Here is a 25,761-nt window from a genome sequence, read left to right as displayed (position 1 = left end):
ACATGCCCGGATTACCGGCCCCGATCACCGTATCCCGGTCCCCCGGTGTCAGGCGGGGAAACCGCCGGCGGCGACGCGAGACAGCGTCGGCGTGGGCGTACATCTCGCCGTCGGTGCTCATCATCCTCGGCCTCGGTGTCGTCCCGGTCGTCTGGTCGCTGCTGCTGTCGTTCCAGGCCGACGACCTGGTGACGCCGAGCAGACTGGTGGGCCTGGACAACTACCACGCGCTCGCCAAGGACCCGCATTTCGCGCAGGCCGTCGTAAACACCTTGCTGTACACGGTTTTGTACGTCCCGCTCAGCATCGTCTTCGGGCTGCTGCTGGCACTGGCGCTGAACCGGCGCATCAGGTTCATCGGCCTGTACCGCACGCTGTTCTTCGTCCCGTTCATCATCTCCGCGACAGCGCAGGGCGTGCTGTTCTCCTTCATCCTCGACCCGCAGTTCGGCGTCGCCAACTCGCTGCTGCACCACCTCGGCCTTTCACCCCAAGGGTTTCTCTCCGACCCCGGGCAGGCACTGCTCGTCCTCGTCGGCATCACCCTGTGGAGCGGGACCGGATTCTGCGTCGTGGTGTACCTGGCCGCGCTCCAGGACGTGCCACCGTCCCTTGTGGAGGCCGCGAGGCTGGACGGCGCGGGCCGGTGGCAGGTGCTGCGGCACGTGACGCTGCCCGCCATCACCCCGATGACGGTGTTCCTGCTGCTGTGGCAGGTCATCAATTCCCTGCAGGTGTTCGACCTCGTGTACGTGACGACCAAGGGCGGGCCGCTCGGCTCCACCACGGTGATCGTCTACTTCATCTGGGAACAGGCGTTCAAGAACTTCACGGCGGGCTACGGCGCGGCCGCCGCGTACGTACTCGCCATCGCGTTGCTCGTGATCGCGGTGGGCGTGCGAGTGCTGCGGAGGCCCGGACGCCGTCGTGCCGCGGAGGTTTCCCGATGACCGTCAAAGCCGCCCTGCCCGCTGTCGGCACGTTCGAAGCCCGCCGGTCCCGGATCCGCTTACGGCTTCCGTTCAGCCTGTGGCATCTGCTGCTCGTCCCGCTGGCGCTGCTCTTCGCGGCCCCGCTGATCTGGCTGCTGCTCAGCTCGTTCATGAGCAACGCGGAGATCAATCGTTTCCCACCCGCGTTATGGCCGTCCAAACTGGACTTCGGCGGCTATCGCTACGTCCTGGCGAACGCGCTTTTCCCGCGCTGGTTCCTGAACTCGCTGATCGTGTCCACAGTGGCCGTCGTGTCCAATCTGCTGTTCGGCGCGCTGGGTGGGTACGCGTTCGCGCGGATGCGGTTCGCCGGATCCCGGGTGATGCTGGTGCTGATGCTCGCCACGATGGCGATCCCGTTCCAGCTGACGATGATCCCGACCTTCCTCGTGATGAAGAAGCTCGGCTTGATCGACACGCTCGGCGCGTTGATCGTGCCGTCGCTGGTCACCCCGTTCGCGGTGTTCCTGCTGCGTCAGTTCTTCCTTTCCCTGCCGAGGGAACTGGAGGAAGCGGCGTGGATCGACGGCTGCTCGCGGCTGCGCGTGCTGTTCCGGATCGTGCTGCCGCTGTCGCGGCCCGCGCTGAGCACCGTCGCGGTGCTGACGTTCCTGAGTACGTGGAACGACCTGACCTGGCCGCTGATCGCCATCAACCACGACACGCAGTACACCCTGCAGCTGGGGCTCACCACGTTCCAGGGGCAGCATCACACCGAATGGGCCGCGGTGATGGCGGGCAACGTGATCACCGTCCTGCCGGTCCTGCTGGCCTTCCTCGGCGCGCAGAAGACGTTCATCCAGTCCATCACCTCCAGCGGGCTCAAAGGCTGACTCCGCGTTACCACACGGGAAAACCACTTCATGGCACACAGCTTCGACCTGCTCGTGATCGGGGACGCCAATCCCGATGTCATCGTCGGTCCACTTCGGACACCGATCGCCTTCGGCCAGCGTGAACATCTCGTCGACTCGGGAAGTCTCACCCTGGGCGGGTCGGCGGCCATCACCGCGGCGGGTGCCGCGCGCCTCGGGCTCAGGGTCGCCATCGCGGGCCGCGTCGGTGACGACTCCGCCGGGCGGTTCGTCCGCGAAGCGCTCGCCGAACGCGGCGTCGACACGAGCGCGCTGGCCGTCGATCCTGACCTCCCGACGCCGCTCACCGTCATCCTGACCCAGGACGGCGACCGCGCGATCCTCACCACCCCCGGCACCCTCGCGGCGACCACGGCCACCGACGTCCCGGCGGAACTGCTCACCGCCAGCAAGCACGTACACGCGTCCTCCTACTTCCTCATGCCGAAGCTCGCGGCCGAGCTGCCGCGCCTGTTGCGTCTCGCCCGCGAGCACGGCGCGACGACGTCGGCCGACACCAATGACGACCCGGCCGGAACCTGGGATCCGGCCGGTGTCGCGGCACTGCTGCCCGAGACCGGTTTCCTGCTGCCCAACGCCGCCGAGGTCCGGCACCTGGCCGGGAAACCCTCGGCCAGGGAGGCGGCCGCGGCACTGGCGTCGCGGGGACCGGCGGTGGTCGTCAAGGACGGCGATCAGGGCGCGTTCGCCTGCGCTGACGGCGAAGTCTTCTCCGCCAAGGGAATCCCGGCCGACGCCGTGGACACCGTCGGCGCCGGGGACAGCTTCAACGCGGGCTTCATCGCCGCGATGCTGGCGGGCATGTCGCTCGGCAAGTCCCTCGAATTCGGTGTCGCGTGCGGCGGGCTTTCCGTCCGTGCCGCGGGCGGCACCGCCGGCCAGCCCACGTGGGACGACGTCCTCGTCCACCTCGCTCGTACCGGAACGGATCCCGCATGACCACCCCCAAGATCACCTTCGTCGGCGCCGGAAGCGTCGTGTTCACCCAGGGACTGCTCGCCGATCTGTTCGCCCACCCCGAACTGGGCGACGCGGAGATCGCCCTGCACGACATCGATCCCGAACGGCTGGCGACCGCACTCGGCGCGGCCCGCTACATCGCGGCCGAACGCGGCGTGAAGCCCGGTATCACCGGCTACACCGACCGGCGCGAGGCGCTGGCGGGCACCGATTTCGTCGTCAACATGGTGCAGATCGGCATGGGTGAGGCCACCCGCACCGATTTCGAGATCCCCGCGCGTTACGGCGTGCGGCAGACTATCGGGGACACGCTCGGGATCGGCGGGATCTTCCGTGCCCTGCGGACGTTCCCGTTCCTCAAGGCACTCGGCGAGGATATCGCCGAGGTCTGCCCGGACGCGTGGCTGCTCAACTACACCAACCCGATGGCGATGAACGTCCAGTACCTCGCCGAGGCCACCGGGCTGACCCGCGTGGTGGGCCTGTGCCATTCGGTGTACTGGACGGTGCGCGGGCTCGCGGACCTCGTCGGCGTTCCCTTCTCCGAGGTCGTCTACCGCGCGGCCGGCGTCAACCACCAGGCCTGGGTGCTGCGGTTCGAACACGAAGGTGCCGATCTGTACCCCCGGCTGGCCGAACTGTCCGAAAAGGACGAACAGCTGCGCCGGCGCGTCCGGTTCGACATGTTCCGGCGGCTGGGCTACTACCCCACCGAGACCAGCGAGCATTCCGCCGAGTACGTGCCGTGGTATCTCCACCACGACAGTGAGGTCGAACGCCTTCGCCTGCCCATCGGCGACTATCTCGGCATCGTCGAGGAAAACGTCGCGGCCTACGAACAGACCCGCCGCGCGCTCGCCGACGACGCACCGCTGACCGTCGAGGGCACGAACGAGTACGCGCCGCAGATCATCCACAGCATCGTCACCGGGACGCCGCGCACCGTGTACGGGAACGTCCCGAACCACGGCCTGATCGACAATCTCCCGTCCTCCGGTGTCGTCGAAGTTCCTTGCCTGGTGGACGCTTCCGGGGTGCAGCCGACCCGGATCGGCGCGCTGCCCCCGCAGCTGGCCGCGCTCAACCGCACCTATCTCGGCATGAACGACCTCGTCGTGCGTGCCGCCGTGGAGAACGAGCCGCGGCACATCCGGCACGCCGCGATGGTCGACCCCGCCACCGCCGCGACACTGCCGGTCGAGCGGATCTGGCAGCTGTGCGACGACCTGGTCCGCGCGCACGCCGACCGGCTGCAGCCCGCTCTGCGCGTCACCCTCGGCAGCTGACCACCACCATTGCCAGGGAGAACCCATGCGGGAACTACGGATCGGAGTCGTCGGCGTCGGCCAGCGCGCGGGCATAGCCACCTTCGCGAACCGGCCGGGAACGGCCAGGGTGGTGGCGTGCGCTGACCCGGATCCGCGTGGCCGCGCGGACGCGCGGGACCTCTTCGGCGCCGACGTCGCGCTGCACGAGACGTATGAGGCGATGCTCGCGGACGGTCTGGACGCGGTGTTCGTGCTGACGCCCGACCATGTCCACACGCGACCCGTACTGGCTTTCCTCGCGGCCGGAGTCGCCGTGTTCGCCGAGAAACCACTGGCGATCGGTATCGAGGACTGCGACGCGATGCTGACGGCCGCGTCGAGCAGCGGGACGCGCCTGTTCGTCGGGCACAACCTGCGGCATCTGCCGGTGCTGCGGCGGATGCGCGCGCTGATCGGCGAAGGGGTGATCGGCACGGTCAAGTCCGTGTGGTGCCGCCATTTCGTCGGGCACGGCGGGGACTACTACTTCAAGGACTGGCACGCGGAACGGGCGAACACGACCGGTCTGCTGCTGCAGAAGGGCGCGCACGACCTCGACGTGCTGCACTGGCTGGCAGGCGGTTTCACCCGCCGGGTCGTGGCGCTGGGCGGGCTCACGGTCTACGGCGCGAACCCGCGCCGCCGCGAAGACCGGGCCGGACACCGGATGCCGGACTGGTTCGACGCGGACGTCTGGCCGCCGGCAGCGTTGCGCGACCTCAACCCGGTGATCGACGTGGAGGATCTCAGCATGATGCTGTCCGAAATGGACAATGGGGTCTTCGCCAGCTATCAGCAGTGTCACTACACCCCCGACTACTGGCGCAACTACACGGTGATCGGGGACGAGGGCAGGATGGAGAACTTCGGGGACGGCGTCGGCGGCGACGAGGCACTGATCAGGGTGTGGAACCGGGGAAGATCGGGCTACCGGCCCGAGAGCGACCTGACCGTCACGATCGCGCCGGAACCGGACGGGTCCCACGGCGGGGCGGACGCGGCACTGGTCGCGGAGTTCCTGCGGTTCGTCGCCGAGGGCGGCCCGACGGAGACGTCGCCCCTGGCGGCTCGCGAGGCTGTCGCGGCGGGGTTCGCCGCCACGTCCTCCCTGCGCTCCGGTGGCACCCCGGTCGACGTGCCACCGCCGGATCCCGCGCTCGTCCGGTACTTCGGCGGCCACCAGGCCACCGCCCGGACCGCGCGGCCACGGTGACCCCGGCCGCGTCCGTCCTTTGTGGATACCAGTGCGCGCGGCGCCGTCACGATCGCGGCCGGGCCAGCAGTGCGGCGAGGTCGTCGAGATCCCCGGCCTCGCGCAGCGAGACCGGGTCGGGGCGGCCGGGACGGTGATCGCCTGCCCGCATCGCCTCGACGAACCGCGCGACCCGGCGGGGGCCCGGCACAGGGGTGCTTCCGCCCAGATACCGGAGCACGATGAGGTCTTCACCGGAATGCGTCTCGATGGCGATCGACCACCCGCGGCATTCGTCCCACAGCAGGGCGACGTCGCGATCCGGGTACTGGGGCAGGCGGATGTCGAGGGCGAGATAGGCCGAGACGGGACGGTCGTGGTCGATGACACAGGACTCGAGCCCGATGCCCAGCAGGCAGGCCACCTCGGCGAGGTAACCACGCAGGGAACGGGTCGCGTGATGCTGCTGGGCGGCGGGGAAGCTGATCGCTGCGGTCACTGCTGCGACACCCTTTCTGTGCGGCGCGGGGAACGGCGTGCCGCGACGGCACGACCCGCCGCCCGCACCGGGGGAACACCTGGCGGCACACCGGGAACCGGCGGCCGGGGACCGAAACCGCGGGTTTCGCCGGGCCGGTGCCTTCCGGCCCCGGCCCGGCCCGGTCACGCGGTCAACCGCGCACGCCGGTCATGCCTTGATCTCCTTGGGCGCGGAGGCTCCGGAGATTTCGATGCGGCGTGGCTTGGCCTTGTCCGCGATCGGGATGCGCAGCGTCAGCACCCCGGCCTCGTAATGGGCGTGGATGTGCTCGGTGTCCAGCGTGTCCCCGAGGAAGAGCTGCCGGGAGAAGACGCCCAGCGGACGTTCGGCGACCTGCATCTGGACGTCGTCACCGGTCGGCAGCGGCCGGCGTTCGGCCTTGACGGTCAATACGTTCCGTTCGATGTTCAGCTCGATCGCCTCGGGATCGATCCCCGGCAGGTCGAAGCAGACGACGAACTCTTCCCCCGCCCGATAGGCGTCCATCGGCATCGCCGCGGGCTTGGACCACGTCCCCGGCGCCCCGCCACCGAACACCTGCTGGGTCAGCCGGTCGAACTCGCGGAACGGATCGGTGCGCATCAACATCGGGATCCACCTCCTGGTCGGCAACTGGGCTGGTGTCAACACGCACCTTCGTTTTAACATGTCATCGAAACGATGACAAGTACCGCGTCGTCGAAAGGATGACAGCCGTGGAGGAAGACCCCATCGCCACCATCAGCACGATCCACGACGTCGTCTCGGCGGTGCGGCAGGGCTCGGCCACCCCGGACCAGCTGCTGGCCGCGCTGACCGCGTTACGGCTGCTGCGCGGCCAGATCGCCGCCTGGGAACCCGAACTGATCACCGCCGCCCGCGACGGCGGAACCAGCTGGGCCGCCCTCGCCCCCGCGCTCGGCGTGGCGAGCCGCCAGGCCGCCGAACGGCGTTATCTGCGCCTGCGGCCCTCGGCCGGTGGCGAGGGCACCGGCGAAGCGCGGGTGGACGCCCAGCGCGACCGGCGCGCCGCCGACCGCGCGGTGTCGGAGTGGGCCCGGCGCAATTCCGCCTTACTGCGCCGGCTCGCCGGCCAGGTCAGCGCGGTCGACGGTCTCGACAAGCACGGCAGGCTGGCGATGGAGCAACTCGGCGACGCCCTCGGCGAAGACGACGCCGCCGCGCTCCTGCCGCCCCTGGCCGAGGCCGGGTCCCATCTGGGAGCCGAACACGGCGACCTCGCCGATCGGCTCCGGACGGTGGCCGAACACACCGACCAGGTCCGCCGCGCCGCCATCGACCACCGCCGCGGCCGCGGATGAAGCCGGGTCAGGCGAGGTCGAACCGGTCGAGTTCCATCACCTTGGTCCAGGCCGCGACGAAGTCGTGCACGAACCGCTCGCGGGCGTCCCGGCTCGCGTAGACCTCGGCGAGCGCCCGCAGCTGCGAGTTGGACCCGAAGACCAGGTCGACCGCGGTGGCGGTCCACTTCACCTCGTCGGTGGCCACGTCACGGATCTCGTACACGTTCTCCTCGGACTCCGACGCCTTCCACCGGGTCCCCGGCGAAAGCAGCTGGGTGAAGAAGTCGCCGGAGAGCACGCCGGGCCGGTCGGTGAGCACGCCGTGCCGGCTGCCGCCGTACGTGGCCCCGAGAACGCGAAGACCGCCGACGAGCACGGTCATCTCGGGTGCGGTCAGGTTGAGCATGTACGCACGGTCGACGAGCAGGACCTCCGGCTGGAGCTTTTCCCCGGCGCGCAGGTAGTTGCGGAACCCGTCGGCACGCGGTTCGAGGACCGCGAAGGATTCGACGTCGGTCTGCTCCTGGGTGGCGTCGGTGCGCCCGGGGTGGAACGGCACGGTCACCTCGACCCCGCCGTCGCGCGCTGCCTTCTCCACGGCGGCCGAACCCGCCAGCACGATCAGGTCGGCCAGCGAGATCTTCGCGCCGCCCGCTTCGGTGAACTCCCGCCGGATGTCCTCCAGCTTCGCCAGGACCGGCGCGAGCCGCTCCGGCTGGTTGACCTCCCAGCCGCGCTGCGGTTCGAGGCGGATCCGGGCGCCGTTGGCACCGCCGCGTTTGTCGGTGGAGCGGAAGCTCGCGGCGGACGCCCACGCGGTGGTGACCAGTTCGGCGGTCGTGAGGCCGGATTCGAGGATCCTGGCCTTGAGCGCGGCGATCTCGGGCTCGCCCACCAGGTCGTGGTCGACGTCCGGCACCGGGTCCTGCCACAGCTGCGGCTCCGGGACCCACGGGCCGAGGAAGCGACTCACCGGCCCCATGTCGCGGTGCAGCAGCTTGTACCACGCCTTGGCGAACGCCTGCGCGAACTCGCCGGGGTTCTCCATGAAGCGGCGGGAAATCGGCTCGTACGTCGGGTCGAAGCGCAGCGCCAGGTCGGTGGTGAGCATGGTCGGCTTGTGTTTCTTGTCCGGATCGTACGGGTCCGGGATGATCTCCGGCGCGTCCTTGGCGACGTACTGCTTGGCGCCGCCGGGACTCGTGGTGAGTTCCCACTCGTAGCCGAAGAGGATTTCGAAGAAGCGGTTGCTCCACTCGGTCGGCCGGTCGGTCCACGTCACCTCGAGGCCGCTGGTGATCGTGTCGGCGCCCTTGCCGCTGCCGAGGGTGTTCTGCCAGCCGAGGCCCTGTGCCTCCAGCGGGGCGGCCTCGGGTTCCGGGCCCACGTGGTCGTCGGCGATGCCGGCGCCGTGGGTCTTGCCGAAGGTGTGGCCACCGGCGATCAGCGCGACGGTCTCCTCGTCGTTCATCGCCATCCGGGCGAAGGTCTCGCGGATGAAGTGCGCGGCCGCGCGGAAGTCCGCGCTGCCGCGGGGCCCCTCGGGGTTGACGTAGATGAGGCCCATCTCGGTCGCGCCGAGTTCGGGCACCATCTCCGAATCGGTGACGTAACGCTCGTCGCCCAGCCAGTCGTCCTCCGGGCCCCAGAAGATCTCCTCGGGCTCCCAGGTGTCCTCACGTCCGAAGCCGAAGCCGAACGTCTCGAAGCCCATCGATTCCAGCGCCACATTCCCGGCGAACACGAGCAGATCGGCCCACGAGATCTGCTGGCCGTACTTCTCCTTGACCGGCCACAGCAGGCGGCGTGCCTTGTCGAGGTTGACGTTGTCGGGCCAGCTGTTGAGCGGGGCGAAACGCTGCGCGCCGTCGCCCGCGCCGCCGCGGCCGTCGGCGATGCGGTAGGTGCCCGCGGAATGCCAGCTCATCCGGATCATCAGGCCGCCGTAGTGGCCGAAGTCGGCGGGCCACCAGTCCTGCGAGGTGGTGAGCACCTCGACGACGTCGCGTTTGAGCTCCTCGACGTCGAGCTTGGCGAACTCCTTGGCGTAGCTGAAGTCCTCCCCCAGCGGGTTGCTCTTCGGCGAGTGCGCGCGCAGCACCGAGAGGTCGAGCTGGTTGGGCCACCAGTCCCGGTTCGTCCGGGGACGGCCGCCCGTCTTCGGGGGCGGCGAATCGATCGCCGGGTTCTCGCTTTCGCTGCCGTGCGCGGTCGCGGAGTCGTGCGCGACCGGGCATCCCTCCGCCGCCTTCCGGTCGACGCCTTGCGCGCTCGCGGGAACGTTGTCGTTGTTGTCGCTCATCTGCTTGCCTTCCGGGCTCGCGGATCATTGCGGTGGGGTTCGGCCGCGCAGTCGGGGCAAATACCCCAAAAGACGACCTCCGCCTCGTCGATCACATAGCCGTGGTCGTCCGAAGCGGTGAGACAGGGGGTGTGGCCGACCGCGCAGTCGACGTCCGCGATCGCCCCGCAGGAACGGCACACGACGTGGTGGTGGTTGTCCCCCACCCGGGATTCGTAGCGGGCGTTCGCGCCCGCCGGCTGGATGCGCCGCACCAGGCCGGCACCGGTGAGCGCGCGCAGCACGTCGTAGACCGCCTGGTGGGACACCGTCGGCAGTTCGGCCCGCACCAACGCGATCACGGTCTCGGTATCGACGTGCGGATGGTCACGCAGCGCGGCGAGCACGGCCAGACGCGGCTGAGTCACGCGCAACGAGGCCGCCCGCAGCTGCGACTCGAAGTCGGACATCGCCACCACGGTAGGCCGCTTGTCTGGAACGGGTCAAATTGTGTCCGGCGCGCTGCCACCCACACAGTGGAACCCGGACGGTACCGCCCGCGCCACCCGGAAGAGTCCTCTGTGGATCTACGAACGAAGCCGTCGTCCGGCGAACCACTCGTCGGCACGGGGTGTGAACCGGGCGGCACGGGGAACACCTGACGGACGCGGTGCACCACCGCCACACGACGACGTGTCACCCGTCCGGAAGGAGTACGTATGCCCGCGCGGCAGCAACCCGAGGTCCCGGCCCACCTCACGGCGGTCCGCTCGCACCGCGACCCGGTCTGCCTGCTCGCCGGGGTCGTCGCCGCGATCTTCCTGGTGGTGGGTGTGCTCGGGTTCGTCCCTGGCGTGACCACGGACTACGACACGATGAGCTTCGCGGGACATCATTCGCACGCCATGCTCCTCGGCGTCTTCGCCGTGTCCGTGCTCCACAACATCGTGCACCTCGTCTTCGGCGCCGCCGGGCTCTCCCTGGCACGCAGCGCGCCGGGCGCGCGCGGTTTTCTCATCGGCGGCGGGATCGTCTATCTCCTCCTGTGGCTGTACGGCCTGGTGATCGATCACCATTCGGCCGCCAACTTCGTGCCGGTCAACACCGCGGACGACTGGCTCCATCTGGGACTCGCCGTGCTCATGATCGCGCTGGGTCTCGCTTTCGGCCGTGGTACCACGGGATGATCTTCCCCGGACGGGGTGGCCACGCTGCCGCGCGAGCACACCCCGGCCCGCGGCGACGAGTGCCTGTTCCGGTATCCGGCGAAGGGCGGCCAGGAGCGCGCCGTGTCCATTCAGGACACTGTGCTCGCCACAGGCGGTGAAAGCGTTGCCCGCCCTCCTCGGACCGCGAGCGCAAACGCACGGCGGCGGCCGTCATGCGGGATGCCGCGCGGGCACTGGGAAACACCCCCGCCGTCAGCCGTTCGTCCTATGCGGACCCACGCGTCGTCACGGCCTACCGCAAGGGTCGGATGGTGGTGCGGTGCGGCCGGGCGCCACGCCTCTTCGTCGCGAACGACCCGTACGCGACGATCAACGTCGCCAACGTCGCGTTCAGGACATCGCCATAGGCCGGTGGATCCACGGCGGTCCTGGATTCCACCGGTCGCATATGCCCCGAGGAATTCGCTCATACGTGGGGCGAGCGAAGTCCCCCTCACTCCACGGCAGGTCGTCGCACGCATGGCTCTCCTGCATCAGCAGCCACAGCAGGTAACTCGCCCCTCACAGGTCACACGGCGCGGGGCACCTCGAAGGCCCCGAAGGGGCCCTTCACAGCATCCAACGCACTGAAGGGCCCCTTCATAGCACAAATGTCCACAAAGGACACATTCGGCAATTCGGCTCGCCGAAGAAAGCGTTTGCGGTGTCCGGCACCAGCAGCCCGACGAGATTGGACCGGCCGCCGCTCAACGCGCCGGCGAGCGGGTTGCGCCGGTAGCCGAGCAGCCGGATGGCCTCTTCGACCTTGATCCGCGTCTTCTCCGAAACCGCGCGAGGGCCACCGTTCAGCACGTAACTCACGACGGCGGTCGACGCCCCCGTCAGCCGCCCGACGTCCAGGAGAGTGGGCCTGCGCTCGGTTCCCACGCTCGCACCCTCCTGTTCCCGGGCCCACCTGCGACGGGCGTTCGCAAAACATGTGGACCGGGGCCGGGCCGATGTGATCTCGTGGGCGCGTGAGCCTGACCGTGCACGTGTTCCTCCTCGACGAGGGCGAGATGCGGCTGCTGGACACCCCGGCGTGCTGCGAGGAACTCGCGGGATTCGAGCGCTGGCGCGAAACGGTGTGGGGCGCGGAGGCCGTTCGCGCGCTGGGCGCCCGGTTCTTCCCGGCCCTGGCCGGCGGGGACCTCACGGTCATGCCGGACCAGGTCCCGGACTTCCTCGTGGAGTCCAAGATGATCCGGGCCAACCTGGACACGATCGCGCCGGAGGCGGACCCCGGCCACAGCCATGCGTGGTACGTGGAGACAATTTCCTGGCGCCTGGCGAACATCCAGATCGCGGCCGGACGTGCGCTGGGCGTCGGTGGCGGGATTCTCATCTGGTAGCCGTCCTCCGGAGCGTGTATCTCCTTAGCCGGAAGCACCAGTCCCCGGACGCCGCCGGGTCACCGGTTCGCCTGCCACGACGGTCGAACGGACGCGGGCGCGCAGCAGCGAGTCGGGTCCTTCGGCGAAGGGATCGTTGTCCAGCACGATGAAATCCGCGGCGAGCCCCGCGGCGAGACGGCCCGTGTGGTTCTCGGCCCGGCACGAGTACGCGGCGTGGCGGGTGCCGTGCGCGAGCGCCTCGGCGAGGGGAAGGGCGTATTCCGGGACGTTCGGCGCGAGCCGCGGATCCACCGCCGACCGGCGAGTCGTGGCGATGAACATATTGGGCAGCGGGGGGTGGGGCGCGGTCGGCGCGTCGGAGCCGAACGCCACCACAGCGCCGGCGGCGCTGAACTCGGGCCACGGGTAGCCGCGCAGCGCCCGGTCGTCGCCGAGCATCGCGCGCCAGTTGTCCTGGATGGCCGGGTCGGCGTGCACCGGCTGCATGGACGCGACCACGCCCAGCCGCGCCAGGCGCCGCACGTTGTCCTCGGTCACGGTCTCGAGATGCTCGATGCGGTGCCTGCGGTCACGGGGGCCGTTGACCGCGATCGCGTGCTCCAGCGCGGAAAGCGCGATGTCCGACGCCTCGTCGCCGATGGCGTGCATCGCCACCTGGAGCCCGGCGGCGTCGGCCGCCGCGACGACCGGGGCGAGCGCGTCGAGATCCCAGATGGGGCCGGGATGACTGCCGTCGGCGAACGGCTCCTTCATCGCCGCGGTGCAACTGTCGATCACGCCGTCGACCATCAGCTTGATGCCGGTCACCCGCAGCCACGGCCCGGCCAGCCTGCGGCTCAGCTCGGCGGCCATCGCGACCTGCGCCAGTTCCTCTTCGGGGCGCCCCGTCCGTTCGACCAGCCAGTGCGCGGCCACCCGCAGCGGCAGCCTGCCCCCGCCTCGCTCGGCGGCCCGTTCGAGCGCGCCGAGGTCCTCGGCGGTGAGGGCCATGTCCACCACGGTCGTGACCCCGTCGGCGAGGTAGCGCTCGAACGCGGAAGCCAGTGCGGTGTCCCGTTCGGCGTCGTTCACCGTGCTGTCGAGGAAACGCCGCATCAGCCCCAGCGCGGCTGCCTCGTAGAGCATGCCGTCCGGTTCGTTCGCCGAGTCACGGCCGATGCGTCCGCCGACCGGGTCGGGAGTGTCCGCCTCGATCCCCAGCTCGCGCAGGGCGGCGCTGTTGACCCACGCCGAGTGGTGGTCGTTGGCGGTGAGGTAGACCGGCCGGTCGGCCACGACCGCGTCGATCAGGTGCCGGTCCGGGGTACGACCGCCGAGGGCGCCGAACAGCCAGCTGCGGCCGAGCACCCGCGGTGCCGCGGGGTCGGCCGCCGCCGCCGCGCCGATCCTGGCCTGGATCTCCGCGAGGTCGGCGGCGTCGAAGAGGTCCACCTGCCTCAGCGATTCACCCAGCGACAGCAGATGGGTGTGGGCGTCGACGAAACCCGGCAGCACGAACGCGCCGTCGAGGTCGACGACCCTGGCGCCCTCAGCCAGGGTGCCCGCGGCTGCGGTGTCACCGGCGAAGGTGACCGTATCCCCTTGCACGAGCAGGGATTCCGCCCAAGCCGGTTCGGTGGCGGTGAAAATCCGCCCGCCGCGGTAGTGCACCAGTTCCGGTTCGCGCATCACGCCACCGCCTTTCCTGTGTCAGTCCTGGTGTTCCGCGCGGCCGTGAGGCGCGGGCGCATCGCGACCGTGTAGAGCACCGCCGCGAGCACGATGCCCGCCGGGAGCGAGAGATCGATTCCGCCGATGGCGTCGGCCAGAAAGCCGGTGTAGAGCCCGGGGATCAAGAGGAACGAACCCGCGACGACGGCCCCGGCGGCCAGTGCGGCGATGCCGATCCAGTTGACGCCGCCGACGTACCAGAACGGGCTGGTCTTCGTCTGATCGCTGAGCTTGTGGCCGTCGTAGCGGTTGCGGCGCAGGACGATGTCCGCGACGTAGATCGCCATCATCGGGCCGAGCAGCACGACCATGAGCTGCAGCAGGTGGTTGACGGCGTCGAGGAAGTTCGACACCAGCAGCGCGTACAGGGTGAGCAGGACGCCGAGGGTGCCGTCGAGCAGGACGCTGCGGGACCGGCGCAGCCGCACGCCCATCACCTGGAGGGCGAGCCCGGAGCTGTAGACGGTCATGGCGTTGTTGGCGATCGCGCCCAGGATCACCGCCACCAGGAACACCGGGGTGAGCCAGCCGGGCAGCACCCCGGCCAGTGCCGTCTGCGGATCCCGCATGTCCAAAGTGGTCGCCGCGAGCGCACCGAGCATGGTGAACAGCACGCTCGGGACGAACGCGCCCAGCGCGGTCCACCCCGCGATCGCGGCGGGGCGCGTCGACCGCGGCAGATACCGCGCGAAGTCGGCGCTGTTGTTGTAGGACAACGAGGCGGACGCGACCAGCGCGAGGCCGCCGGTGAGCGCCGCCCACAACCCGGCGCCGTGCAGCGGCGCCTGCGGCCGGTAGGCCCAGTCGGTGTGGCCGAGGACGTACCCGGCCAGCACCACGAAAACCACCGCGAGAACCAGGGTCAGGGGCAGGTACAGCTTCACGATCACGCCGTGGCCGTAGACGCTGATCACCAGTGTCACGGCCGCGATGCCGACGATCACCAGTATCTTGCCCACGACGTTCAGCTCGATCCCGCACCGGGCGAACAGGCTGAACGCCGTCACCGACGCGGCCGCCCAGCTGAGCGCGACGTAGCAGACCGAGACGAACCAGCCGTTGATCCCGATGACCACCCGGTTGCCGCGGACACCGAACATCGCCCGCATGATCACCTCGCTCGGCGCCCCGGCGGCGGGCCCGCTGACCGCGACCACGCCGACCAGGACCCAGCACAGGTTCCCGGCGACGATCACCACCAGCGCCTGCCACAGGTTCAGCCCCATGAGCACCAGCGCTCCCCCGACCACCAGGCTGAGGTAGCTGACGTTCGGGGCGGCCCACACCCCGAACAGCTGCCGGGCACGGCCGTGCCGCTCCTCGTCGCCGATCACGTCGATGCCGTGGGCCTCGATCCGGACACCGCGGCCGGGCCCGCTCACGGGTACGTCGGCGGCTGGGGACAGGGGTGTCGAACTCATCGGAACCTCCGGAACAACGTTGTTCGCCGGGACGGGATCAGGAACGAGTCAGTGGTGGGGTGCGCGGGGGTGCCACGCGGCGCGTGCCGGTCGCTTCGAACGCGGCGGCCAGCCGCAGCAGTCCGGTGTCGTCGTAGGCGCGGCCCGCGATGGTGAGCCCGGCGGGCATCCCGGTGTCGGCCATGACGCCCATCGGCACGGTGACCGTCGGGATACCGAGGTGCCGCGGGACGAGGTTGCCGTTGGCCACCCAGACCCCGTTGCGCCAGCCCTCGTCGGCCGACGCCGGATTGGTGTCCATGTCGGCGCGGCCGACGTCGGCCACAGCGGGGAAACAGACGGCGTCGAGCCGGAGGTTGTCCAGCCACCGATCGAAATCGGCGCGGCGGGTCTCCTCGAGGCCTCGTACGCCCTCGGCGAGGCCGGGGATGTCGGTGAAGTGCCCGGCCGGGACTCGGCCGGGGTAAGCGGCGATGTCGTCGTCGAAACCGTTATAGCGATCCGGCAGCGCTCCCTCGGGGTGCGGGAAGATGCGGTCACCGTCCACCTTGGCGAGCCGGTTCAGCGCCGGATCGTCGTTGGCGCGCAGGAAATCGTCCCACGCCCACGCCGCGAGGTCGGTGATCTCCCGCTTCAGGAACTCGGGACGCACCAGCCCGCGGGTGCCGATGGTCGGGGCGCCGGGGCGGTCGCCTTCGTAACGGGACACGACCGGGAAGTCCACCAGCACGACTTCGGCGCCGGCTGCTTCCAGATCCCGCCTCGCCGCCTCCCAGAGTTCCAGCACCGAATCCCGGGTCACGATCCGCCTGCCCGTCGGGCCGCCGATGCCCGGTCGCGCCGCCGTTCCGGCGTCCGGGTCGGCGTTGACGTACATCCTCGGCACGCCGAACCGCTTGCCCACCAAGACATCGCGTGCCGTCCGCGCGTCCGCCACCGCCAGCGCGGGGTACGACGCCGGGCGCACCGCCGAAGCGGGCGGGATCGGCACCCACGGCTGGGCGCGCCAGAAGTCGCCGCGCGGGTCGGGGTCGTCGGCGACGATCACCTCCAGCACCTCCAGCAGATCGGCCATGGTGCGGGTGTGCGGGACGACGACGTCCATGGTCGGCACGAGCGGCCAGTTGCCCCGGACCGAGATCACGCCACGGGAAGGCGTGTAGGCGCACAGGCCGTTGTTCGACGCCGGCGCGCGACCACTCGACCAGGTCTCCTCCGCCAGGCCGAAGGCCGCGAAGCTGGCTGCCGTGGCGGTGCCGGAACCGTTGGAGGATCCGGACGCGAACGCGGCGGTCAGGTAGTCGCCGTGGTACGGGCTTTCCGCGCGGCCGTAGAGCCCGCGCTGCATTCCACCGTTGGCCATCGGCGGCATGTTCGTCAGTCCGATGAGGACGGCGCCGCCGTTCCGGAGCCGCTCGATCGCGAAGGCGTCGCGGCGCGCGACGAGTTCCGCGAACGCGGGCGAGCCCGCGGCGGCGGTGAGCCCGCGCGCGAGGTAGCTGTCCTTTGCGGTGTAAGGAATCCCGTCGAGCGGACCGAGCAGCTCACCCCGGACACGGCGCTCGTCCGATGCCCGCGCGTCGGTGATGGCGGCGGGGTTGGGCACCACGACGGCGTTCAGCTTCGGCCCGTTGCGGTCGTACGCCTCGATGCGCGCCAGGTAGGCCGCGACCAGCTGCTCGCTCGTCGTCGTGCCGTCGGCCAGCGCCGCGCGCAGGTGTGCGATCGTGGCCTCGACGACGTCGAACGCGCTCATCGCCCGCCCCCGGCGACCGGCTGCTGCTGGGTGATGCAGTGGATCCCGCCGCCGCGCGCCAGGATCGGGCGCGCGTCGATGGTCACGACCTGCCGGCCGGGGTAGGCCTCGGCGAGGATCGCCGCCGCCACCGCGTCGGCGCGCGCGTCGCCGTAGCCGCACGCGATCACGCCACCGTTCACCACGAGGTGATTGACGTAGTTCCAGTCGACGAAGCCGCCCGCGTCGCGCAGGGTCCCCGGAGCCGGGATTTCGACGATCTCGAACGTCCGGCCCGCGGCGTCGGCCCGCCCGGCGAGCGCCGCGCGGATCTCCCGCAGTACCGCGTGGTCCGGGTGGCCCGGATCGGGCTGGGCGTGCAGGAGCAACCGGCCGGGAGACGGGATCGTCGCCACCATGTCGACGTGCCCGCGCGTCCCGAATTCCGCGTAGTCACGGGTCAGCCCGCACGGCAGCCAGATCACCGTGGTCGCGCCGATCGTGCGCCGCAGTTCGGCCTCGACGCGGGCTTTACCGGCGTAGGGGTTGCGGCCGGGATCGAGCTGGACGGTCTCGGTGACCAGAACGGTGCCCTCGCCGTCGACGTGGATCGCACCGCCTTCGTTGACCAGCAGCGAACTGACCGGTTCCGCGCCCGCCTCGTCGGCGACGAACCCGCCGATCTCCCGGTCCCGCTCCCACGACGCCCAGTCGGGCGCGCCCCAGCCGTTGAACACCCAGTCGACCGCGCCCAGCACTCCGGGCCGTTCGTCGTCGACGACGAAGGTCGGGCCGATGTCGCGCATCCAGAAGTCGTCCAGCGGAGCCTCGACCTGCTTGACCTCGCCGCCCAGCAGGCGCCGCGCCCGTTCGCGCTCGCTCGGGTCGACGACCATGACCACAGGCTCGAACTCCGCGACGGCGTTCGCGACCGCGGCCCACGCGGCGTACGCCTCCTCCGCCGAGGCGGCGTCTTCCCCCAGCGTTCGCCCGGTACGCGGGAAGGCCATCCAGACCCGTTCGTGTGGCGCGGTTTCCGCAGGCATGCGCCAGGCCATCCGAGCTCCCAGGTGTCGGCGGGCACGGCCGGACCGGTGCCCGCTGGCTGCGGCGACGGCAGGAACCGCGCCACTATTGATCAGGCGATCAATAGTGGCGGTGACGCTAACTAGACTGGTACGCGATGTCAAGCAACGTCAGGAAACGAGCAGCGCGGAAGGCTCCGGCGGAGCGGGCCGCGGAGATCGCCGGCACCGCCCGCGAGATCGCACTCGACCAGGGCCTCGCCGCCGTCACACTGCGGGCCGTGGCGGCACGCGCCGGCGTGACGCCCGCGCTGGTCGCGCACTACGCGCCGAACATGGACAAGCTGGTCGCGGACACGTTCACCGGCATCGTCATGGCGGAACTCGACGACGTCCTCGAGTTGCTGGCCGGGGAAACCGCGGCCAGCGCCCGGCTGGCGCGGCTGGTGGAGACGCTGTTCGACGAGGGCCGCGTGGACGTCACCGTGGTCTGGGTGGAGTCGTGGGCACTGGGCCGCCGCAACGCCACGCTCGCCGAGGCGGTCAGGGCCGCCATGGACGCCTGGCAGCAGGCCGTGGAGAAGATCATCGCGGACGGCGTGGCCGCCGGGGAGTTCACCACCGGCGATCCCGCCGCCGTCGCCTGGCAGCTGATCGGCATGATCGACGGCGTCAACGCCCAGGCACTGGTCCGCTGGGGCCGGCCGGCCGAACGCGGCTCCCTGATCGTGCACACCATGGAGGTCACCCTCGGCCTGCGCGCCGGAACCCTGCGCTGACGCCACACCGTCCACAAAGGATTTATCCGGGTGTCCACAAGCGACTGGTGGACACCCTGGCACGTGTGGCGTGAACTCAGCTCTTGGCGGAGGCGATGAAATAGATGACGATACCGATCAGGGCGAGCACCTCGGTGAGCACGAAGGTCGAGTAGCCGATGCTCTGCAGCTTGCCCTGCGCCTCCGGCTGACGGGCGGTGCCGTTGATGACGGCGGCGAAGATCAGCCCCACACCGATACCGGGACCGATCGCGCCGAGGCCGTAACCGATGGCGGCGAGCCCCTTGTTGAGGTTGACGGTCTCGGCGGCTTGCTGGGCCAGAACAATGGTGCTCATGGCATTTCCCTTCACTTCGGTCCACGCGCTCGCGCGGTTCGGGACCCGATGACCTCACAGCGGGAGACCCGCCGCCTCCGTCGTTTCCGTCCCTCACCCAGCCAGACGCCGCGAGTGGCCGTCCGGGTTCTCGCCACGGCGTGCCCTGCACAACACCCGTCCTGATTGCGATGTCGTAGCCGAGGAACGGCGTGAACCCGTCCCAGGTGTTGCGCCACAGGCGAATCATCGTCGCGTACTTCTTTCACATTTCTCCGGCCGTACGCACCGGTATCCGTGGGCACATTCGGGCAGGACCCGGTTCTGTTCGGGCACTTCCCATTCTCTGGGGACGGGTTCCATGGGAAGGTGACATAGCCGCGACACGAAAGAATGGTTATCACCCGGGAACAACACGCATTACCTCACGCTCCCGAAAGCCCTGGACGCGCTGGAGGACGACGCCTGCCGCACCGGGCGGCGGCGGTGCGGGAACGCGGCGTCGGACGAGGAGGGCTGATGGGCGAGAGCTACGAGCACGCCGTCGTGATCGGCGCGGGCATCGCGGGCCTGCTGACGGCTCGCGTGCTCGCCGATCACTTCGCCGCGGTCACCCTCATCGAACGGGACCGGCTCCCCGATGGGCCGCGGAGCCGGCCGGGAACACCCCAGGACCGCCACCCGCACGGCCTGCTGACGCGCGGGGCGCAGGTGTTCGAGAGCTTGTTCCCCGGACTGCGCGACGAGTTGAGCGCCGCCGGAGCGCCGGTGATCGACTTCTGCCGGGACGTCCGGTTCCGCTTTCCCGTGGGCTCTCCCCCGCGGATGCGCTCGGGGATCCTCGCCCAGCCCGTGAGCCGGCCGCTCCTGGAAGACGTCCTGCGCCGACGGGTGCGCGCGATGGACCCCGTCACCATCCGCACCGGGTATCGGGTGACGGCGCTGCTCACCGACGACGCCGGCCGCCGGGTGAGCGGTGTACGTGTGGTGGCTCGCGAACACCGGCCGTCCCAGGACACCACGATCGCCGCGCAACTCGTGGTCGACGCCAGCGGCCGCTACTCCCGGCTGCCCGACTGGCTGGCCGACCTCGGACTGCCCCGCCCGCGCCAGACCACGGTCGACCCCGGCGTCGGCTACGCCACCCGGATCTATCTCCCCACGCCCGGCACCGCTGCTGATGGCGAGAACGTGGTGCAGCTCCTGCAGCACCCGGACGCCCGCCGCGGCTGCTTCGCCACCACCGTCGAGAACGGGCAGTTCCTCGTCGCCCTGCAAACCGCCCACGAGCGGCCTCCCCGCACCGACGAGGAGTTCACGGCCTTCGTGTCGTCCCTGAGCTGCGGCCTCGGCGAGGCCATCGCCTCCCGCCGGCCTGACCCGTCGATCTCCCTGTACTCCCGCGCCGCCAACCGCCGCGTCCACTACCAGCGCCTGCGCCGCCTGCCTGCCGGACTGCTCGCCATCGGCGACGCGGCCTGCGCGTTCAATCCCATCTACGGACAGGGCATGGCGGTGGCCGCCTTGGAGGCCCAGCTGCTGGGGAAGCTCCTCGCCCGCCGGTTCCGCCTGGACAAGCTCTCGAGGCGATTCCAGCGCCACCTGATGCGCCTCACCCGGGGACCATGGCTGCTGGCCACCGCCTCCGACCGATGCTGGCAGCCGGGGCGTCCGCCGCTCGCGGCCCGCGCCGCCCGCTGGTACCTGCGACGGCTGCAGCACCTCATCCCCGGTACCCCCGTTGTCTTCACCCGCTTCGCGCGGGTGATGACCATGCTCGCCGGCCCGGCCGCGCTGGCCCACCCCAGCGTGGCGTTACGCGTCTTGTTCGACCATCGCCGCCGTCATGGCGCGATCACGACAGGGAGGCAGCCATGACGCCCGCTCACGACGGACGGCAGGAGGGCCGGGCAGCCGACGAGCCGATGTTCGGCCCGGACTCGGTGACCCGCCAGGTGATCAAGGAACCCTTCTGCGCGCTCGGCGGGTTCCGCGCCCTGTTCCTCCAGGCACTGCACCCCCGGACGGTGGCGGCCGTGGAGCAGAACAGCGCCTATCGCCGGCAACCGCTGCAACGCCTGGCCGCCGTCCGGCGCTACCTCCAGGCCACCACTGCCGGCACTGTCGCCGAAGCCCGCGCGGCAGGCGACCGGCTCCGAGCCGTCCACGCGACCCTGACCGCCTATGATCCGGTCACCGGCGAGGAATACCGCGTAGACAGCCCGGACCTGCTGCGCTGGGTACACGTCGTCGAGGTCGAGTCCTATTTGGACGCCGCGCTGCGGACGGGCCTGCGACTGAGCCCGCAGCAAGTCGACGCCTACTACGCCGAGCAGACCACCCGCGCCGCGCTGGTCAGCCTCGATCCGGCCACGGTCCCGGACACCGCCCAGAAGGTGGCCGACTACTACGACCGCGTTCGCGCCGACCTGCACGTCACCAAAGAGGCGGTCAGTGTCGCGGCCTATCTGGTCACCCCGAGGGTGCTCATGCCGCTGAACCCGCTGACCCCGATTTGGGCCCCGGTCGCCCTCGCCGCGTACGCGATGCTGCCGGCCTGGGCGCGTGCCCTCTACGGCATCGCCGGGCCACCGGCCACCGATCAGGTCCTGGACCGCGTCCTCGGGCTGGCCGGTTCGCTGGCCGCGGGCATCCCCGCCGCGGCATGGGACGCCATCGCCCAGCTCCTGCCGGAGCCGTCATGACCGCCGACGCGCTCCTGGCCGGCCTCGCCGCGCGGGTGGCCCCCTCACTCGCCGAGGCGGTGGAGTCACTGCCGGAGCCGGTGCTCGGCGCGGCCCGCCACCAACTCGGCCTGGACCACGCGGGCAAGTCCGGGAAATCACTGCGCCCGGCGCTGGCCCTGCTGTGCGCGGACGGCTGCGGACGGCTGGACGCCGGACTTCCCGCGGCCGTGGCGGTCGAGCTGATCCACAACGCCTCGCTGCTGCACGACGACATCATCGATGGCGACGCCGTCCGCCGGCACCGGGCCGCCGCTTGGCGGGCCTGCGGCGTCGGCCCGGCGCTCCTGGCCGGCGACGCGCTGACCGCTCTCGCACTGAGCGTCCTCTCGCGCGCGCCCCGGCGCGCCGACCTCGCGCTGGCCTGTATGGCCCGCACGCTGAACGACCTGGTTGTCGGCCAAGTCCTGGACGTGGCGTTCGAGATCCGGCAGGTCGTGGCCACCGACCAGTACATCGCCATGGCCAACGGCAAGACGGCGGTGCTCATGCAGGCCGCCTGCGAGCTGGGAGCGTTGCTGGCCGGGGCCGACGCCGGCCGGGTGGAGGCCCTGGGCGGCTTCGGACGTCACCTGGGCATCGCTTTCCAGATGGTCGACGACTATCTCGGCGTCTGGGGTACCGAGGAGCAGACCGGCAAGCCCGCGGCCTCCGACATCCGATCCCGCAAGAAGACCTTCCCCGTCACCGTGGCGCTGGCCGAGGCGAGCCCGCAGGCCCAGCGCCTGCGAAAGCTCTACCAGCAGCCCGCCGCGCTGACCCCGGAGCAGGTGCGGCTCGCCGTCTCGCTCCTCGATCAGACGACGGCGCGCGACACCTGCCGGCAAGCCGTCGAGCAGGCCCACGCCATCGCGATTCAGCGCCTCAATCTGGCTTGTGTCGCTCCTCAGGCGCGGCGGAGTCTCCTCGACCTGGCCGACTACGTGGTCGCCCGCCGGCGCCTGGCCGACCTCGCCCCCGAACAGCCCTCGGACGTCGGTCCACATCAGACACCAGTGGGTCTGTCCCCTCGATAAGCCCGCACGGTCGCGTGTCGTCCGCTGAAGGCGATCTCCACTTGGCCGGCGACGACCATCAGACGCCTTGAACTTCCAGCGAGGTGAGGAGGAATTTCAGTTCGCGCAGGGCAACTCGCGCGCCGCGGTGGGCGCCGACGGCGCCGAGGTTGAGCACGACTTCATCGGCCCCGGCCCTCTGGTAGCCGGAAAGCCCGCTGACCAGCTCGGATATGGTGCCGGTCACGAATACCCCGGCGTCGATGAGCGCGCGGGCTCCCGACTCCGGATCCGCCGGATCCACGCGGATTCCGGCTTTACCCAGCATGTCGACGTAGTGCGCGGCCCGAAGATGTGGTCCACAGATCTTCAGCGCCAGCTGGACCGGGTCGCGTCTCGGTTTGCGCTCGGCGACGTGCACGACCGAGACCACCCGGGGCATCGGCCGGTTCGCCTTCGCGGCGGCGAGGGCCATTTCGGGGATCAGCACGTCGCGCAGGTAGGCCGGTGGACACAGCCAGGTGATGGCGACGTCGGCGATCTCGCCGGCGAGGCGGGCCATGCCGGCGCGCAGGACGCCGAGTCCGAGTTCGACCTGTGGGTGCGGCAGGGGCGGCAGGGCGGCGTCGAGCCGTGTGTACCCGGTGTCGAGAGTGACCGTTTCGCCGTTGAGCAGCCCGCGCATCGAGGTCAGGTATTCCCTGGTCGCGGTGAGCGGACTCCGGTAGGCGGACCCGAGCAGCGCACGCTGGAACCCGGTGGGCCCTGGGCCGTATCCCGCGACCACGGGGTGGCCGGTGAGCTGGGCCAGCGATCGGGCTTGCAGTGCCGCCTCGAACGGATTGCGCAGTGGCATGAGGGTGACGCTGGTGCCGACCGGCACGCGCATACCGCGTCCGGCGAGATAGGCGAAGAGCTGGTGGGGCTCAACGGTCACCGGCTGCCCGAGCCAGAGCCGGCAACCGGCCCGGTTCACCAGCGAGGCGAGCGAAGCGACGTGATCGGTATCGACAGGCAGGAAGGGCACGTGTACGGAATAGGAGACCACGCTTCATCCCTCGTCGGTGTTCAGCGCCGGATTCCGCGGGTTGATGCCCGCGGCGACGAAAGCTTGGTAGACCGCCGCTTCCGGGTGCTCGCCGCCGTCGAGCAGCGCCTTGGCCAGCACCCGGGAACGATGCAGGCCGAAACTGAGCCCGGACAGGCCGAACCTGGTGTCGATGGGCTCCCATGCCTGTGCCACGCCGGGTGCGATCTCTTCGGCGAAGAGCGAGGTGGCCTCGCCTATCCCCGGCAGGCCGCGCACCGCGTCGGCGACGAGCCGGGCGGCGTCGGCTTCCTCCGCCGGAAGATAGACGACCATGGCGTCACGGCGCGGGTACTCGGCAGCGCGGGTCAGGACCTTCGCCTGGTAACCGATACCCGCACGTTCGAGTGAGCCCAGGACTGCCTGCCAGGGGGCGGCCGCCTTCGCCGGATCGGTGAGGTGTACGTAGACGCGCAGCGGCGCGCCGGTGAACACCGGCACCCGCGAACCGGTGACGAACAGAAATCCCGGTGACAGACCGGGACGCGCGGGAGGCACGAGCAGCCGGACCGGCATGCCGGGATCCGGGGTGTCCACGGCGAGGTCGCGAGGCGCCCGGACGAGCACGCCGTCCCATTCCACGAAGATGTGTTCACCGCGGTTCTCTCGCGCGAAAGCGGTGACCGGCGTCGTGGTGTGCGGGATGACCGCGGTGAGTTCTTGTTCCAGCCACCGGCTTTGTTTGAAGTGTGCTTTGCCAGCCATTGTGGCCTGCAGCCCGGTGTGAAAGGTCGTGTACAGGTGCGTCGCGAGCGCCTGTTCCAGTTCGCCACGGCTATCGGCTGTGAGCTCCCGTCCGCGGAGGGTGATCCGGCCGGGGGTGATCCGTGTCTGTGCCAGCAGAACGAGGAGACGGGGAGCGAGTGAAGTCACCGGTCACCGAGCCCGAGTACGGTGGCGAAGCGGTCGGGGTTCAGCATGATCATCTTGGCGAGCCGGATCAGCGTGTGCCCGGAGCCGTCGAGCCTGGCCCGGAATCGGGCGTCGGTGACCACGCGCAGCAGCAGGTGCCAGGCGGCGAAACGGGTGACGCGGGACGCCAGCCCGCACGACGGGTCCGGCCGGGCTGTGCGGTAAGCCAGCCAGAACGCTTCGGCCAGCGGACGTGTCTGACGCCATGGCCGCCACGTGGGACTCAACGCGATGGTGGGGGCAGGAGCCGTGCCGCGCTTCATCCGTTCGCCAAGAAACCGGGTTACGGCGTGGTGCAGCCATTCGCCGACGAAGCCGCCGAGGTCGCTCGCCGGGTCGCCGAGCTGGAACATCTCCCAGTCCGCGAGGTAGAGCCGGCCGCCCGCGATCAGAAACTGGTCCAGGCGCAGATCGCCGTGCACGGGCACCGGCGGCACCTCGGCGGCGTCGCGATCCAGCTGCGTGAGGGCGTCCCGGATGAGACCGTCCTGCTGCAGGAGGCGCCAGACCTGGAGTTCAGCGGCGCTCGCGGCGTAGAACATCTCCATGGTCAAACCGGCGAGCGGGTTCTCGTCCGGCAGCGGGGGCAGCGCTTGTTCGACCGCGTGCAGCGAGGCGGGGGAAACGTTGTGCAGCGCGCCGACCGCCTCGCCCGCCTGCGCGGCCAGTGTGCTGTCGAAAGCACCGTCCTTGGCGGTCTCCCGGCCGTCACGGGCGCCGTCGAGCAGGTCGAAGATCTGCACGGCGGCCTGGTCGTCCTGCCCGATCAGCGTTGTGGTGCGCAACGTGTCCTGAGCACCGGAGCCGGCGTGTGCCCGGTAGAACGCCTCGGTGCGGCGCAGGCCGTGTGCCACCACCGCGCGCGAGCCCACGATCGTCTTGACGAAGACCCGTCGGCCGGTGCCGGTGGTCCCGAGCCAGTTGTCGTTCCGGCCGCCCGTCGCCGCGGCCGTGGCCCAATCGAGCCCGCCGAGGCCGAACCGGTCCAGGACCGCGTCGACCCGGCGCCTGTCCCGTACAGCCGGCATGTGGTGTCACCCTTT

General features: G+C 70.4%; 25 protein-coding genes. 12 read left to right on the top strand and 13 right to left on the bottom strand.

Going from position 1 to position 25,761, the window contains the following annotated elements; genetic code table 11:
• The first annotated feature begins 2 nt into the window (after positions 1-2).
• Genes ACFWX1_RS02715 through ACFWX1_RS02695 form a run of 5 tightly spaced genes read left to right on the top strand, consistent with a single transcriptional unit; the run spans position 3 to position 5,347 of the window.
• Positions 3-950 (top strand): carbohydrate ABC transporter permease, encoded by a 948-nt coding sequence (locus tag ACFWX1_RS02715; protein WP_378383102.1) that lies wholly within the window; start codon positions 3-5, stop codon positions 948-950.
• The gene (locus tag ACFWX1_RS02710) at positions 947-1,825 is read left to right on the top strand and encodes a carbohydrate ABC transporter permease (protein ID WP_378383100.1); all 879 of its coding nucleotides are present in this window, start codon (positions 947-949) and stop codon (positions 1,823-1,825) included. Before ACFWX1_RS02715 ends, ACFWX1_RS02710 begins: the two co-directional genes overlap by 4 nt.
• Positions 1,826-1,855: 30 nt before the next feature.
• A complete protein-coding gene (locus tag ACFWX1_RS02705; RefSeq protein ID WP_378383098.1) occupies positions 1,856-2,806 on the top strand; it encodes a carbohydrate kinase family protein in 951 nt (316 codons plus the stop codon).
• Positions 2,803-4,113: an alpha-glucosidase/alpha-galactosidase gene (locus tag ACFWX1_RS02700; protein ID WP_378383096.1), complete on the top strand. Its 1,311-nt coding sequence runs from the start codon at positions 2,803-2,805 to the stop codon at positions 4,111-4,113. The genes ACFWX1_RS02705 and ACFWX1_RS02700 overlap by 4 nt, the downstream gene beginning before the upstream one ends.
• A 25-nt stretch (positions 4,114-4,138) precedes the next feature.
• Positions 4,139-5,347 carry a Gfo/Idh/MocA family protein gene (locus tag ACFWX1_RS02695; RefSeq protein WP_378383094.1) on the top strand — a complete coding sequence of 403 codons (1,209 nt, stop codon included), beginning with the start codon at positions 4,139-4,141 and terminating at the stop codon, positions 5,345-5,347.
• Positions 5,348-5,393: 46 nt separating this feature from the next.
• Here ACFWX1_RS02695 and ACFWX1_RS02690 read toward each other — a convergent pair whose 3' ends face one another.
• Both ACFWX1_RS02690 and ACFWX1_RS02685 read right to left on the bottom strand, forming a co-directional pair.
• Entirely contained in the window at positions 5,394-5,825 is a 432-nt protein-coding gene (locus ACFWX1_RS02690; protein ID WP_378383092.1) for a DUF6292 family protein, read from the bottom strand.
• Positions 5,826-6,014: 189 nt separating this feature from the next.
• On the bottom strand, positions 6,015-6,455 hold the full coding sequence (locus ACFWX1_RS02685) for an Hsp20/alpha crystallin family protein (protein ID WP_378383090.1): 441 nt from the start codon (positions 6,453-6,455) through the stop codon (positions 6,015-6,017).
• Between the two features lie 107 nt (positions 6,456-6,562).
• On the opposite strand from ACFWX1_RS02685, the gene ACFWX1_RS02680 reads away from it, so the two are divergent.
• A complete protein-coding gene (locus ACFWX1_RS02680) occupies positions 6,563-7,168 on the top strand; it encodes an HSP18 transcriptional regulator (RefSeq protein ID WP_378383088.1) in 606 nt (201 codons plus the stop codon).
• Positions 7,169-7,175: 7 nt separating this feature from the next.
• Here the strand turns inward: ACFWX1_RS02680 and katG are convergent, their stop codons facing one another.
• Both katG and ACFWX1_RS02670 read right to left on the bottom strand, forming a co-directional pair.
• Positions 7,176-9,452 carry a catalase/peroxidase HPI gene (katG, locus tag ACFWX1_RS02675; protein WP_378383087.1) on the bottom strand — a complete coding sequence of 759 codons (2,277 nt, stop codon included), beginning with the start codon at positions 9,450-9,452 and terminating at the stop codon, positions 7,176-7,178.
• On the bottom strand, positions 9,449-9,901 hold the full coding sequence (locus ACFWX1_RS02670; RefSeq protein ID WP_378383085.1) for a Fur family transcriptional regulator: 453 nt from the start codon (positions 9,899-9,901) through the stop codon (positions 9,449-9,451). The genes katG and ACFWX1_RS02670 overlap by 4 nt, the downstream gene beginning before the upstream one ends.
• 249 nt (positions 9,902-10,150) lie before the next feature.
• Here ACFWX1_RS02670 and ACFWX1_RS02665 point away from each other — a divergent pair, with 249 nt between their 5' ends.
• The gene (locus tag ACFWX1_RS02665; protein ID WP_378383083.1) at positions 10,151-10,618 is read left to right on the top strand and encodes a DUF4383 domain-containing protein; all 468 of its coding nucleotides are present in this window, start codon (positions 10,151-10,153) and stop codon (positions 10,616-10,618) included.
• Positions 10,619-11,239: 621 nt separating this feature from the next.
• On the opposite strand, the gene ACFWX1_RS02660 is transcribed toward ACFWX1_RS02665, so the two are convergent.
• A complete protein-coding gene (locus ACFWX1_RS02660; RefSeq protein WP_378383081.1) occupies positions 11,240-11,527 on the bottom strand; it encodes a LacI family DNA-binding transcriptional regulator in 288 nt (95 codons plus the stop codon).
• An 89-nt stretch (positions 11,528-11,616) separates the two neighbouring features.
• On the opposite strand from ACFWX1_RS02660, the gene ACFWX1_RS02655 reads away from it, so the two are divergent.
• On the top strand, positions 11,617-11,991 hold the full coding sequence (locus ACFWX1_RS02655) for a hypothetical protein (protein WP_378383079.1): 375 nt from the start codon (positions 11,617-11,619) through the stop codon (positions 11,989-11,991).
• 24 nt (positions 11,992-12,015) lie between these two features.
• On the opposite strand, the gene ACFWX1_RS02650 is transcribed toward ACFWX1_RS02655, so the two are convergent.
• From ACFWX1_RS02650 to ACFWX1_RS02635, 4 genes are read right to left on the bottom strand one after another with little or no spacing between them, the layout of a single operon-like run.
• Positions 12,016-13,662, bottom strand: a complete 1,647-nt coding sequence (locus ACFWX1_RS02650; protein ID WP_378383077.1) for an amidohydrolase — start codon at positions 13,660-13,662, stop codon at positions 12,016-12,018.
• On the bottom strand, positions 13,662-15,125 hold the full coding sequence (locus tag ACFWX1_RS02645) for a purine-cytosine permease family protein (protein ID WP_378383075.1): 1,464 nt from the start codon (positions 15,123-15,125) through the stop codon (positions 13,662-13,664). Before ACFWX1_RS02645 ends, ACFWX1_RS02650 begins: the two co-directional genes overlap by 1 nt.
• A 37-nt stretch (positions 15,126-15,162) precedes the next feature.
• Positions 15,163-16,881 carry an amidase gene (locus ACFWX1_RS02640; RefSeq protein ID WP_378383073.1) on the bottom strand — a complete coding sequence of 573 codons (1,719 nt, stop codon included), beginning with the start codon at positions 16,879-16,881 and terminating at the stop codon, positions 15,163-15,165.
• The gene (locus tag ACFWX1_RS02635; RefSeq protein WP_378383071.1) at positions 16,878-17,918 is read right to left on the bottom strand and encodes an agmatine/peptidylarginine deiminase; all 1,041 of its coding nucleotides are present in this window, start codon (positions 17,916-17,918) and stop codon (positions 16,878-16,880) included. Before ACFWX1_RS02635 ends, ACFWX1_RS02640 begins: the two co-directional genes overlap by 4 nt.
• A gap of 125 nt (positions 17,919-18,043) precedes the next feature.
• Between ACFWX1_RS02635 and ACFWX1_RS02630 the strand changes: the two genes are divergently transcribed.
• Entirely contained in the window at positions 18,044-18,664 is a 621-nt protein-coding gene (locus ACFWX1_RS02630; RefSeq protein ID WP_378383069.1) for a TetR/AcrR family transcriptional regulator, read from the top strand.
• Positions 18,665-18,740: 76 nt separating this feature from the next.
• Here the strand turns inward: ACFWX1_RS02630 and ACFWX1_RS02625 are convergent, their stop codons facing one another.
• Complete coding sequence (locus ACFWX1_RS02625) at positions 18,741-19,001, bottom strand: ATP F0F1 synthase subunit C (protein WP_378383067.1); 261 nt, start codon at positions 18,999-19,001, stop codon at positions 18,741-18,743.
• A gap of 498 nt (positions 19,002-19,499) precedes the next feature.
• Between ACFWX1_RS02625 and ACFWX1_RS02620 the strand changes: the two genes are divergently transcribed.
• The 3 genes from ACFWX1_RS02620 to ACFWX1_RS02610 are packed head-to-tail and all read left to right on the top strand — an operon-like array spanning position 19,500 to position 22,740.
• On the top strand, positions 19,500-20,858 hold the full coding sequence (locus ACFWX1_RS02620; RefSeq protein ID WP_378383065.1) for an NAD(P)/FAD-dependent oxidoreductase: 1,359 nt from the start codon (positions 19,500-19,502) through the stop codon (positions 20,856-20,858).
• Entirely contained in the window at positions 20,855-21,685 is an 831-nt protein-coding gene (locus ACFWX1_RS02615; protein ID WP_378383063.1) for an oxygenase MpaB family protein, read from the top strand. The genes ACFWX1_RS02620 and ACFWX1_RS02615 overlap by 4 nt, the downstream gene beginning before the upstream one ends.
• Entirely contained in the window at positions 21,682-22,740 is a 1,059-nt protein-coding gene (locus ACFWX1_RS02610) for a polyprenyl synthetase family protein (protein WP_378383061.1), read from the top strand. Before ACFWX1_RS02615 ends, ACFWX1_RS02610 begins: the two co-directional genes overlap by 4 nt.
• Positions 22,741-22,798: 58 nt before the next feature.
• Here ACFWX1_RS02610 and ACFWX1_RS02605 read toward each other — a convergent pair whose 3' ends face one another.
• From ACFWX1_RS02605 to lxmK, 3 genes are read right to left on the bottom strand one after another with little or no spacing between them, the layout of a single operon-like run.
• Positions 22,799-23,746, bottom strand: coding sequence for an LLM class flavin-dependent oxidoreductase (locus ACFWX1_RS02605; protein WP_378383060.1), 948 nt, complete (start codon positions 23,744-23,746; stop codon positions 22,799-22,801).
• 24 nt (positions 23,747-23,770) lie between these two features.
• Positions 23,771-24,679: a T3SS effector HopA1 family protein gene (locus ACFWX1_RS02600; protein WP_378383059.1), complete on the bottom strand. Its 909-nt coding sequence runs from the start codon at positions 24,677-24,679 to the stop codon at positions 23,771-23,773.
• Entirely contained in the window at positions 24,676-25,746 is a 1,071-nt protein-coding gene (gene lxmK, locus ACFWX1_RS02595) for a class V lanthionine synthetase subunit LxmK (RefSeq protein WP_378383058.1), read from the bottom strand. Before lxmK ends, ACFWX1_RS02600 begins: the two co-directional genes overlap by 4 nt.
• Positions 25,747-25,761: the final 15 nt, after the last annotated feature.

It is taken from the genome of Amycolatopsis sp. NPDC059021, assembly GCF_042739895.1.
In the GTDB taxonomy this organism is placed as follows: domain Bacteria; phylum Actinomycetota; class Actinomycetes; order Mycobacteriales; family Pseudonocardiaceae; genus Amycolatopsis.
This window is presented reverse-complemented; position numbering and strand designations above follow the sequence as displayed.